Annotated in this window: 11 protein-coding genes; 8 read left to right on the forward strand and 3 right to left on the reverse strand. The window is 44.6% G+C overall.

Translation table 11 applies throughout. The annotated features are described in order from the left end of the window. Positions 1–12: 12 nt before the first annotated feature. The 3 genes from OCV50_RS10285 (at position 13) to fldA (ending at position 1,715) form a co-directional block, all read left to right on the forward strand. Positions 13–774, forward strand: a complete 762-nt coding sequence (locus OCV50_RS10285; protein ID WP_261904156.1) for an alpha/beta fold hydrolase — start codon at positions 13–15, stop codon at positions 772–774. A 130-nt stretch (positions 775–904) separates the two neighbouring features. Further along, entirely contained in the window at positions 905–1,126 is a 222-nt protein-coding gene (locus OCV50_RS10290; RefSeq protein WP_032551852.1) for a DUF2788 domain-containing protein, read from the forward strand. A gap of 55 nt (positions 1,127–1,181) precedes the next feature. Continuing rightward, the gene (fldA, locus tag OCV50_RS10295) at positions 1,182–1,715 is read left to right on the forward strand and encodes a flavodoxin FldA (protein WP_239841325.1); all 534 of its coding nucleotides are present in this window, start codon (positions 1,182–1,184) and stop codon (positions 1,713–1,715) included. 94 nt (positions 1,716–1,809) lie between these two features. Here fldA and OCV50_RS10300 read toward each other — a convergent pair whose 3' ends face one another. Beyond that, a complete protein-coding gene (locus OCV50_RS10300; protein ID WP_239841324.1) occupies positions 1,810–2,310 on the reverse strand; it encodes a DUF4442 domain-containing protein in 501 nt (166 codons plus the stop codon). A 208-nt stretch (positions 2,311–2,518) separates the two neighbouring features. Between OCV50_RS10300 and fcrX the strand changes: the two genes are divergently transcribed. Both fcrX and OCV50_RS10310 read left to right on the forward strand, forming a co-directional pair. Further along, entirely contained in the window at positions 2,519–2,968 is a 450-nt protein-coding gene (fcrX, locus tag OCV50_RS10305; protein WP_239841323.1) for a ferric iron uptake transcriptional regulator FcrX, read from the forward strand. A 40-nt stretch (positions 2,969–3,008) separates the two neighbouring features. After that, complete coding sequence (locus OCV50_RS10310) at positions 3,009–3,644, forward strand: prepilin-type N-terminal cleavage/methylation domain-containing protein (RefSeq protein ID WP_261902984.1); 636 nt, start codon at positions 3,009–3,011, stop codon at positions 3,642–3,644. A 91-nt stretch (positions 3,645–3,735) separates the two neighbouring features. Here the strand turns inward: OCV50_RS10310 and glnS are convergent, their stop codons facing one another. Next, positions 3,736–5,403 carry a glutamine--tRNA ligase gene (glnS, locus tag OCV50_RS10315; RefSeq protein ID WP_261902985.1) on the reverse strand — a complete coding sequence of 556 codons (1,668 nt, stop codon included), beginning with the start codon at positions 5,401–5,403 and terminating at the stop codon, positions 3,736–3,738. Between the two features lie 308 nt (positions 5,404–5,711). Further along, positions 5,712–7,229, reverse strand: a complete 1,518-nt coding sequence (gene nagE / locus OCV50_RS10320) for an N-acetylglucosamine-specific PTS transporter subunit IIBC (RefSeq protein ID WP_239841511.1) — start codon at positions 7,227–7,229, stop codon at positions 5,712–5,714. A gap of 518 nt (positions 7,230–7,747) precedes the next feature. On the opposite strand from nagE, the gene nagA reads away from it, so the two are divergent. The 3 genes from nagA (at position 7,748) to OCV50_RS10335 (ending at position 11,772) form a co-directional block, all read left to right on the forward strand. After that, a complete protein-coding gene (gene nagA / locus OCV50_RS10325; protein ID WP_239841320.1) occupies positions 7,748–8,884 on the forward strand; it encodes an N-acetylglucosamine-6-phosphate deacetylase in 1,137 nt (378 codons plus the stop codon). Between the two features lie 2 nt (positions 8,885–8,886). Beyond that, positions 8,887–10,101, forward strand: coding sequence for a DNA-binding transcriptional regulator NagC (gene nagC, locus OCV50_RS10330; protein WP_032551845.1), 1,215 nt, complete (start codon positions 8,887–8,889; stop codon positions 10,099–10,101). Positions 10,102–10,185: 84 nt separating this feature from the next. Further along, positions 10,186–11,772, forward strand: coding sequence for a cation:proton antiporter family protein (locus OCV50_RS10335; protein ID WP_261902986.1), 1,587 nt, complete (start codon positions 10,186–10,188; stop codon positions 11,770–11,772). Positions 11,773–11,813: the final 41 nt, after the last annotated feature.

The raw sequence follows: 11,813 nt of genomic DNA on the forward strand, positions 1-11,813 counted from the left end.
AATAAGATAAAAATGTCTGTACAGCTCAACTATAAATTGGAAGGTGAGGGTCACACCATCGTTTTGATCCATGGATTATTCGGCAATCTGGATAATTTAGGCCTACTTGCTCGCGATCTTAAAATCGATCATCAGGTACTTAGCATTGATCTACGTAACCATGGTGTATCACCACACAGCGACACGCACGATTACCGCTCAATGGCCAGTGACGTCGCGCAGCTATTAATGTCACTTAACATCTCTAACCCAACCGTCATTGGGCATTCCATGGGTGGCAAAGTAGCAATGGCGCTGACCGAGTTAGTAGAAATCAATAAACTGATTGTGCTCGACATGGCACCTGTCGCTTATACACAGAGCCGCCATGACAACGTACTTGCAGGTCTCAATGCGGTCATTCAAGAACAACCGACCTCTCGCTCCGAAGCTCTCCAAGTGTTAGCTCGACATATTGAGATTGATGGTGTGCGACAGTTTTTAACTAAATCACTCTACAAAAATGAGCAAGGCATCATGGTCTGGCGCTTTAACGTGGCTTCACTTGAAGCCAACTACGCCAACATTATTGGCTGGGAACCTATTGAGAAAACCAGCGTCAAAACTCTACTTATTAAGGGCGGCGATTCTGACTACTTGATGCCAGAACACCAATCCATGGTTCAGCAACAGTTTTCTAATGTAAAAGCGCACGTGATCGCCAATACGGGTCACTGGTTACATGCTGAAAAACCAAAAGAAGTGCTACGAGCTATTCGCAAGTTTTTGAGCTAATACGCCCGGCTTTTTGAAAGAACTATCTCTATATCAACAGATAAATGAGAAGTCAGCGATTTCTGCGGATTAACTTTATCTCACAACAGTGATATAGTGCGCCCAAGCAAAATTGGTATATAAGGTTCCCATGCTTTACGACTACATGAACATCATTGAATCTATTGGTTTAGATCTTCTGTTTGCATCGATTTTCTTTCTAATCGGTATGGCAATTAAAGACGTTCTGAAACAGGGTAATGTTCCGGCATTTGGTCGTCGAATCGTATGGTTAGTGCTGTTCCTTGGCTGCGCGGGTTTTATCGCCAAGGGAATAATTCAAGTGAGCTGGGAAGGTTCGGGGATCGGTTGATTCTCGCCCAAACTTTATTACACCGACAACAGACAAAATGAAAGGTAATGATTCTATGGCAAGTGTAGGTCTCTTCTTCGGTAGCGATACAGGTAACACTGAAGCTGTTGCAAAGATGATTCAAAAGCAATTGAGCAAGCAGCTCGTTCATGTTCAAGACATTGCAAAAAGCAGCAAAGAAGATATCGATAACTTCGACCTGCTTCTTCTAGGTATCCCTACGTGGTATTACGGTGAAGCACAATGTGATTGGGATGACTTTTTCCCAGAGCTAGAAGCAATCGACTTCTCGACTAAGCTAGTAGCTATCTTTGGTTGTGGTGACCAAGAAGATTACGCTGAGTACTTCTGTGATGCTATGGGTACGATCCGCGATATCGTTGAAGCGAAAGGCGGCACTATCCTTGGTTACACATCAACTGAAGGTTACGAGTTCGAAGCATCTAAAGCACTTGTTGAAGGCGACGACAGCCAATTCGTTGGTCTATGTATCGATGAAGATCGTCAACCAGAACTGACTGACGAGCGCGTATCAAACTGGGTTAAGCAAATCCACGAAGAGATGTGCCTAGCAGAGCTAGAAGACTAATCAGTCTGTCTGCTAACTGAAGTTATTAAAAAACCTCCCGCTCGGAGGTTTTTTTGTATCTATTTCTTTCAAACCACAGTTAAAGACATTAGTACTAAGCCTCAACTGGCTCGTCATCCTCTCTAAATTGAGGTTTTTTCCTAACGTACAAAGTACGTTGTATTTCGGACACCACCTGCCCCTTGCTGTCTTTCACATAAATGACAAATTCTGGGAAGCACTTTTCACCTAACTGAGTTTGACGATAGATGTCGTCCAATTGACCTTGTGTAATTTCAAACTCGGCATGCAAATCCGATTGACCCGGTTTGATAAAGTTAATGCTCGCTTCTTTGTCCCATACGTAATAGCGTTCACCAAGAATTCCCATTAACATCAATGAGTAAACAGGATCGGTAAGCGAGAAAATACTGCCACCATACTGAGTGCGATTGGCATTTTTGTTCCACCAGCGTAGCTTAAGTACAGTTTTTACAACTCGGAAGTCAGAGCTAATGTGTTTGATTTTGATTCCAGCCCCCCAAAATGGTGGCCAAATATTGAGCGCAAACTTAACGATATTGGGTTTATAGATTCTAGCGAGTTGCTTGTTCATTACGATCTTCCATGTTCTGTTTTTAATTCACCACCATGATAACTGGTCGTACCTCCAATATAAGAGAGATATTTAGAATTTACAAAACAGATTGTGATGTAAGTGAGTAACCCTTTGAAGTTCGTGGTTTATTGTTGTGGTCGAGTATCCTATAATAATGGGAATATTGAATTCTGTTAATTGCTGCAGATCATCAACAGGAAAGTATATGTCAGACAACAATCAAGCGCTAAAAGATGCTGGTCTTAAAGTGACCCTCCCAAGGCTCAAAATTCTAGAAGTATTACAACAGCCAGACTGCCAACACATTAGTGCTGAAGACTTGTATAAAAAGCTAATCGACTTAGGTGAAGAGATTGGCCTTGCGACCGTTTATCGAGTTCTTAACCAATTCGATGACGCTGGCATTGTAACTCGCCACCACTTCGAAGGCGGTAAGTCTGTATTCGAACTATCAACGCAGCACCATCACGATCACCTTGTTTGTTTAGACTGTGGTGAAGTGATTGAATTCTCTGACGATATCATCGAAGAGAGACAAAAAGAGATTGCTAAGCGTTACAACGTTCAGCTAACCAACCACAGTTTATACTTATACGGTAAAAGTATGTCGGGTGATTGCAAAGGCAACCCAGACGCACACAAACCGAAGAAATAAAAAAACGCTGGCCTTGGTCAGCGTTTTTTATTTGTCCATCATGAATATTACCTCGACTTCATCCACTCCAAATGGCTTCACACTGATTGAAATGATCGTTGCTATAGCAATCATTGGCATCATAGCGGTTGTCGCCCTACCTCGGTTTCTTGGCATTCAAAACGACAGTCGAATAGCCCAATTCCAAGCCGCAGAGTCACAATTTCAAACAGCCATTACTTACGCTCATAGTAAATGGCTGGTAAATGGCGGAGGCAGTTCTGAGATGAATGATTTACCTGGGTTTGGTGAAGACGAGAACGGCAATCCTCAGCTCGATATCAACGACGAAGGTTACCCACTAGGTACAACCAAAAACAACCCTATGGGCGCACCATACAATATTGGTCAAGGTCATCAAGGCTGTGTTGATATCTGGAATGCGATTATGAACACTGAGCTCACCGTTACGACAGATAGAGATAACTTCGAGGGCTTTGACTTTGTTTCGAGACGACAAAACTTAACCTTCGATACGAAAGAAGGTCAGCGAATAGAAAATGCTAAAGCAGTTTGTTATTACATTTATACCGCGATTGGCCATCATCGTAACCCCAATCGAGCAGAATACGTATTCTGGTATAACTCACGCACAGGTGAAATCACTAACAGTCGCCCAGAGGATGTGGCGCCTTAAGCCAATAACCTCGACCTTTGATCTCCTTTCATCAAGACGTAAAAAAGCCGGCATCAACGCCGGCTTTTAATATGTCTAACAGAAGAGGCAATTAAGCTTCTGTTTTACCCCAAGTATCACGTAGACCAACCGTACGGTTGAATACTAGCGCGTCTGCTTTAGAGTCTTTTGAATCAACACAGAAGTAACCTGTACGCTCAAACTGGAAGCCTTGCTCTGGTGCTGCTTCTACCAAGCTTGGCTCAACGAAGCCATTCAGCTTAACCAGAGAGTCAGGGTTGATCGTTGCAGCGAAGTCATCCGCAGCAGCTGGGTTTGCGACTGTGAATAGACGATCATACAGACGAATCTCAGCAGGTAGTGCTTTGTCAGCTGATACCCAATGAATAACACCTTTCACTTTACGGCCATCTGCAGGGTTCTTACCTAGAGTTTCGTTATCGTAAGAACAGAAGATAGTAGTGATATTACCTTCTGCATCTTTCTCAATACGCTCAGCTTTAATTACGTAAGCACCACGTAGACGAACTTCTTTGCCTAGAACCAAACGCTTGTATTTCTTGTTTGCTTCTTCACGGAAGTCATCACGCTCAATCCAAACTTCACGAGTAAACGGCACTTCACGAGTACCCATTTCTGGTTTATTCGGGTGGTTAGCAACCGTTAGCGTTTCTACTTTGTCTGCATCGTAGTTTTCGATCACGATTTTAACCGGATCTAGAACAGCCATTGCACGCGGCGCATTTTCGTTTAGGTCGTCGCGGATACAAGACTCAAGTGAACCGAACTCGATCATGTTCTCTTGCTTCGTGACACCGATACGCTTACAGAACTCACGGATTGACGCTGGCGTGAAGCCACGACGACGTAGACCAGAGATCGTTGGCATACGTGGATCATCCCAACCGTTAACTAGGTTTTCAGTCACTAGTGTGTTCAGCTTACGCTTAGACATCACCGTGTACTCAAGGTTTAGGCGGCTGAACTCGTACTGACGCGGCTGACAATCGATCGTGATGTTATCTAGCACCCAATCGTATAGACGACGGTTGTCTTGGAATTCTAGTGTACAGATAGAGTGCGTAATGCCCTCTAGTGCATCAGAAATACAGTGTGTGAAGTCGTACATTGGGTAGATGCACCACTTGTCACCTGTTTGGTGGTGGTGAGCAAAACGCACACGGTAGATAACTGGATCGCGCATTACCATGAACGACGAGCTCATGTCGATCTTAGCACGCAGACACGCTTTACCTTCTTCAAAGCCACCGTCACGCATTTTTTCAAATAGCGCTAGGTTCTCTTCAGGGCTGCGATCGCGGTATGGGCTCGCTTTACCAGGCTCTTTTAGCGTGCCACGGTATTCACGGATCTGCTCAGGACTTAGCTCGTCAACGTACGCTAAGCCTTTATTAATTAATTCGACAGCGTAAGCGTAAAGCGTATCGAAGTAGTTTGAAGAGTAACAAATGTCACCAGACCACTCGAAGCCTAACCAGCTTACATCATTCTTAATTGACTCAACGTATTCAACGTCTTCTTTTTCAGGGTTTGTATCATCGAAACGAAGATTACATTGTCCCTGGTAGTCCTGAGCAATACCAAAGTTCAAGCAGATAGATTTAGCGTGACCAATGTGCAGGTAACCGTTCGGCTCCGGCGGGAAACGAGTATGCACGCTAGTGTGTGTACCATCCGCTAAATCTTTATCAATAATTTGGCGAATGAAATTCGATGGACGAGCCTCAGCTTCACTCATCTATAGCACCTCTATGTATTTAGTATTGTCAGAGAAAAATTCTTCTTTCTGTTCCATAAACAGCCCTTTTATCTCAAGCCTAGGATAGAAAGATCATTGTTGCTAATCATCCACAATTCTTAGCCTTTACACAATAAGAACCATCAGTTTATTGCGAATATTTCTGCTATTCGCTGAAGAATAGAACGCTAGATGTTTCGAGGACAGAATCCATATACGAAAAAGCCTCCCAAAAGAGGGAGGCTTTGATTTCGACTTACTTAATTCTTGAGGCTGTTGCGCGAGTTATTTGCTCTACGCTAAAGCGACTAAGGAAGTTTAACGTCTGATAGGTCTTCACCTGCACCGATAGCTTTCATTTCGCCAGCTACGATTTCAGCAAGTGGGCCTAGGATAACTTGTAGGTTGTTCTCACCTAGTTTAACCACACCTTTAGCACCTAGTTTCTTAAGAACAGCTTCGTCAGCTACTGAGCGGTCTTTAAGAGTTAGACGTAGACGAGTAATACATGCGTCGATTGAAGTTAGGTTCTCGTGACCACCTAGTGCTTTTAGGTATTGACGAGCTAGGTCACCTTTTGGCGCTTCGCCGTCAGTTGCTGCTGCACCTTCTTCGTCATCTTCACGGCCTGGCGATTTCAGGTTGAAAGCGCGGATTGCGAAGCTGAAAGTGAAGAAGTATAGAGCACCGAACGCTAGACCGATGAACAGTAGAGTCATTGGTTTAGTTGCTAGACCGAAGTTCAATACGAAGTCGATAAGACCAGCAGAGAAACCGAAGCCGTGAAGCGTACCGAACATGTTAGCGATAACTAGAGATAGACCAGTGAATACTGCGTGCATTGCGTATAGAGCTGGAGCTAGGAATACGAACATGAATTCTAGTGGCTCTGTGATACCTGTTAGGAATGAACAGAAAGCTACTGAGAATAGCGCGCCACCAACTTGACCACGTTTTTCAGCTGGAGCAGCTAGGTACATAGCTAGTGCAGCACCTGGTAGACCGAACATCATTACTGGGAAGAAACCGTTCATGAATACGCCAGCGCCTTTGTCGCCGCCGAAGAAGCGGTGTAGGTCACCAGACTTAACTGTTTCAGTTACTTCTTTAACAACCGCAGTGATCTCTGGAGTTACAGAGTTTGCGAAGTTGAATGTGTACTCTTGGCCAACAACTAGAGTTTTCGCTAGAGCTGGGTCAACACAAAGTTGCTTGAAGCTTTCGAAGCCTGCAGAACCTGCAACAACGATTTCTTGACAAGTACCCATACCGAACCAGAAGTACGAGTTCAATACGTGGTGTAGACCTACAGGGATAAGTGCACGGTTAAGAGTACCGTATACGAACTGACCGATAGCGCCAGAAGTAGATACTGCATGAGCAAGTGCATCTAGACCAGATTGAACACCAGGCCATACCACACCAGAGATCGCACCTGCTACAAGAGCAAATAGACCGGCCATGATAGGAACAAGACGTTTACCAGCGAAGAATGCCAGCCACTCAGGAAGGCGTGTTGCATGGAAAGCGTTGTATGAGTGACCTGCGATGATACCTGCGAAGATACCGCCGAAGAAAGACATGTTTACGTCAGCATTGATTGTCGTTGCTGTCGCAGTTAGAACGAAGTAAGCAACTGCACCAGCTAGACCTGCTGCGCCGTTACCATCTTTAGAAAGACCAATTGCGATACCTAGACCAAATAGCAGCGGTAGGTTACCGAAGATAGCACCACCAGCTTGCGCCATGAATGGAATATCAAGTAGATCGCCTTGACCTAAACGTAGTAGAAGCGCCGCAATCGGAAGCGTTGCGATAGGAAGCATTAACGCTTTACCTAGCTTCTGTGCATATCCTAGAATATTCACCTGTTGTTTCCCCCTATAGGATTTTTAGAATTCGTTTGAGAAACTTATTTTAGTCGCTCAATTTAGTCCTAATCAGTGTATTCAATTAATTTTGCTCCGCAAATTAAAACCTTACCATTTGTGATCCTAATCACCAGTTTTTGCCAAATACCAAGGTTTTTGCTAGCGAGATCATAAAACTTATTTTATCATTCAAAAAAATGAAGATTTACAGATAAAATTCGACACTAAACATTAGGCCAACGCATAAGTAGCACCCGCTTTCTTTGCCTCGCTAATAATCAATAACAGGCCCGCCTAATGAATGGCTATAACGCATTTGTTTACTGTATTTTCAATGGCTTAATTCGCGCTTCACTTTGAAGCCTGCCGGTTCAAAAAAGTTAAATCGTTACGTAAATGATGTTTGCAAACTAAGTCGACATTTAGGTAACGAACAAAATTTAAAGATCTCACGAAATAAGGATTAGCTGACTATGTACGCGCTAAGTAACTGTAAAATCTACACTGGTAGTGATGTTCTCACCAATCACGCAGTTGTTATCGAAAACGACCTGATTAAACAAGTCTGCCCTGTTAGTGAACTGCCAGACGGCATTGAAGTTCGTGACCTAGACGGCGCTAACCTAAGCCCTGGTTTTATCGACTTACAACTTAACGGTTGTGGCGGTGTGATGCTTAACGATGAAATTACTGCTGAGACTATGCAGATCATGCACCGCGCAAACCTTAAGTCTGGTTGTACAAGCTTCCTACCGACACTCATTACCTCTTCAGACGAAGACATGCGTGCCGTGATTGCGGCAGCTCGTGAATACCACAATCAGTACCAAAACCAATCTCTTGGTCTGCACCTTGAAGGGCCTTACCTTAACGTCGCGAAAAAAGGCATCCATAGCGTTGATCATATTCGTAAATCAGACAGCGAAATGATCGACCTAATCTGTGAAAACCGTGACTTGGTAGCTAAAGTGACTTTGGCACCTGAACAGAACGATCCAGAACACATTGAGCGCCTACACAAAGCGGGCGTAGTGGTTTCAATTGGCCACACCAACGCCACTTACGCGGAAGCTCGCAAAGGCTTTGAATCAGGTATTACATTCGCAACGCACCTATTTAACGCGATGACACCAATGGTAGGCCGTGAGCCAGGTGTTGTCGGCGCTATCTACGATACGCCAGAAGTTTACGCAGGCATCATCGCTGACGGCTTCCACGTTGATTACGCAAACATCCGTATTGCACATAAAATCAAGAGAGAAAAGCTTGTATTAGTGACGGATGCCACAGCTCCTGCAGGTGCTGACATGGAATACTTTATTTTTGTCGGTAAGAAAGTATATTACCGTGATGGTAAGTGTGTTGATGAAAACGGCACACTGGGCGGCTCAGCTCTGACGATGATCGAAGCAGTACAGAACACAGTTGAGCACGCTGGAATCGCTTTAGACGAAGCTCTGCGCATGGCAACACTATACCCAGCAACAGCGATGGGTGTGGAAGGTAAGCTGGGTCGAATTAAGAAAGGCATGGTAGCTAACCTGGCTGTATTCGATAGAGACTTCAATGTAAAAGCGACTGTTGTTAACGGACAATACGAGCACAATTAAGTATGAATGGCGGACAAATAGGTAACGTAGACTTAGTTAAACAACTAAACAGTGCGGCGGTATACAGGCTAATAGACCAACAAGGTCCTATCAGTCGTATACAGGTGGCTGACGTAAGCCAACTCGCACCAGCAAGTGTTACAAAAATTACCCGCCAACTATTAGAACGTGGCCTCATCAAAGAGGTCGCACAGCAAGCGTCTACTGGCGGTAGACGCGCTATCTCACTAACAACAGAGGTGGAGCCTTTTCACTCCATCGCTGTTCGCCTGGGTCGAGATTATATTCAACTCAGCCTTCATGATCTTGGTGGTCGTGAACTGGCTTTCGTTCAAGAAGACTTAAACTACTCAGATCAATCTGATTTGATGGAAGGCTTGTTGACAACCCTTAAGTCGTTTGTTGCTGAGCAGCAGTATCAAATCGACCAACTCATTGCGATTGGTATTACCCTACCGGGCCTTGTTAACCCGACAACAGGCGTGGTTGAGTACATGCCAAATACCGATATCGATAACCTAGCCCTCAGCGACATTATTCGCGATACGTTCCACGTTGCTTGTTTTGTAGGTAACGACGTTCGAGGCATGGCTTTGGCAGAGCACTACTTTGGTGCGAGTCAAGACAGTCAAGATTCTATTCTAGTCAGCGTACACCGTGGTACGGGTGCAGGTATCATCGTTAACGGTCAAGTGTTCTTAGGGCATAACCGCAATGTTGGTGAGATTGGTCATATCCAAATCGATCCACTAGGTGAGCAATGTCAATGTGGTAACTTTGGCTGTTTAGAAACCGTTGCTGCAAACCCAGCCATCGTTGAGCGTGTGCAAAAGTTAATTAAGCAAGGTTACGAGTCTTCTCTAACCGAGCTTGAACGCATTACCATTCAAGATGTGTGTGACCATGCAATGAATGGTGACGAACTCGCAAAACAGAGCTTGGTTCGTGTGGGTAACCAACTAGGTAAAGCCATTGCGATGACGATCAACTTATTTAACCCACAAAAAGTGATCATTGCTGGCGATATTACCAAGGCTCAAGACATTGTTTTCCCCGCAATTAAGCGCAATGTAGAGAATCAATCTCTAACGACTTTCCATAGCGGCTTGCCTATTGTAGCATCTGAGATCGATAAACATCCGACAATGGGTGCCTTCGCAATGATCAAGCGTGCCATGCTCAACGGCGTGTTATTGCAGAAGCTACTCGAAGACTAAAGAAAAACAATATTGATTTTCCGCGGGCCGTGTTTGGATAAACACGGCCCGTTTTTATAAGCTAGGGAACAACTACTACAAGTTATGGAACTCATATTATTATCCGCGGCATTTATTGCTGGCTTTATCTCTTTAAAGTGTCAACTTCCCCCACTCGTTGGCTTTCTCATTGCTGGCTTTGCGCTTAACGCGTTTGGTTTTGAAAGTAATGACACCATCGTTACCCTTGCCGACCTCGGCGTAACCCTGCTGTTATTCACTATCGGCCTCAAGCTTGATATCAAAACCTTGCTATCCAAGGAGATTTGGGCCGGCGCGACAGTGCATAACCTACTTTCAACCCTCTTTTTTGCACTGGCTCTGTTTGGATTTAAGCTACTTGGGATTTCTTCCCTTGCAGCAATGTCGAATGAACAGATCATCCTGTTAGGCTTTGCTCTTTCTTTCTCTAGTACCGTTTTCGCGGTTAAGACCCTTCAAGAGAAAGGTGAAATGAATGCCACTTACGGCACGCTAGCGATTGGCATCTTGGTTATGCAGGATATCTTCGCAGTGGTATTCCTCACAGCCTCTACTGGTAAGATCCCTGAGTGGTATGCCATTGCTCTATTTGCTTTGCCTCTTTTACGACCACTCTTCTACAAAGTCCTCGACTGGGTTGGACACGGCGAAATGTTGGTACTGTTTGGTATCTTCTTCGCATTAGTTGTCGGTGCCGGTCTATTTGAGTTTGTTGGTGTGAAACCAGACCTCGGCGCACTAATCTTAGGAATGTTACTTGCGGGACACGCGAAAGCATCGGAGCTTTCAAAGTCTCTCTTCAACCTAAAAGAGCTGTTCCTTGTCTGCTTCTTCTTAAACATCGGCTTATCTGAGCAACCAACGATTCAAGGCTTTATGCTAGCGATCTTGTTCTTGCTTCTACTACCAGTCAAAGGCTTCCTTTACTTTTGGGTACTCAACTTCTTCAAATTCCGAGTGCGTACATCACTGCTGGCTTCGCTCTCTCTATTCAACTTCAGTGAATTTGGCCTGATTGTCGGCGGTCTTGCATTCAAAATGGGCTGGATGTTGGGCGATATCTTGGTTGCCGTCGCGATTGCAGTGTCGTTGTCTTTCTTGATTGCCGCTCCCCTCAATCGTGCTGGCCACAAACTGTATCAACAGTCGGGTAAGTGGTTAAAAGAACATGCTGCAGAAAAACTCAACCAACGTGATAAACGAATTGATCCAGGGCACGCCCAAGTTTTGATTCTTGGAATGGGTCGAATTGGCACCGGTGCTTATGATGAGCTTCGCGCTCGTTACGGAAAAGTGAGCCTAGGGGTAGAGGTAAGAGAAGACGCAGCACACAGTCATCGCAACCACGGTCGCAATGTTATCTCTGGCGATGCAACTGACCCAGATTTTTGGGAACGTATTTTAGATACTGCCAATGTTAAGCTCGTCATCCTTGCTATGCCTCACCACCAAGGTAACCAGACTGCATTAGAGCAGCTCAAAGCGCGTAACTTTAAAGGCCAAATTGCTGCTATCGCGGAATATTCAGATCAGCTAGAAACACTAAAAGAAAATGGTGTGGATGCTGCGTTCAATATTTATAGCGAAGCTGGTAGTGGTTTTGCACGCCACGTATGCGAGCAACTGAACCCTAACATCATGAAAATCTAGTATTTCACTCTGGCCACTCTCTCTTATTCTCAATCAAATAT

Source organism: Vibrio fortis (assembly GCF_024347475.1).
GTDB lineage: Bacteria > Pseudomonadota > Gammaproteobacteria > Enterobacterales > Vibrionaceae > Vibrio > Vibrio fortis.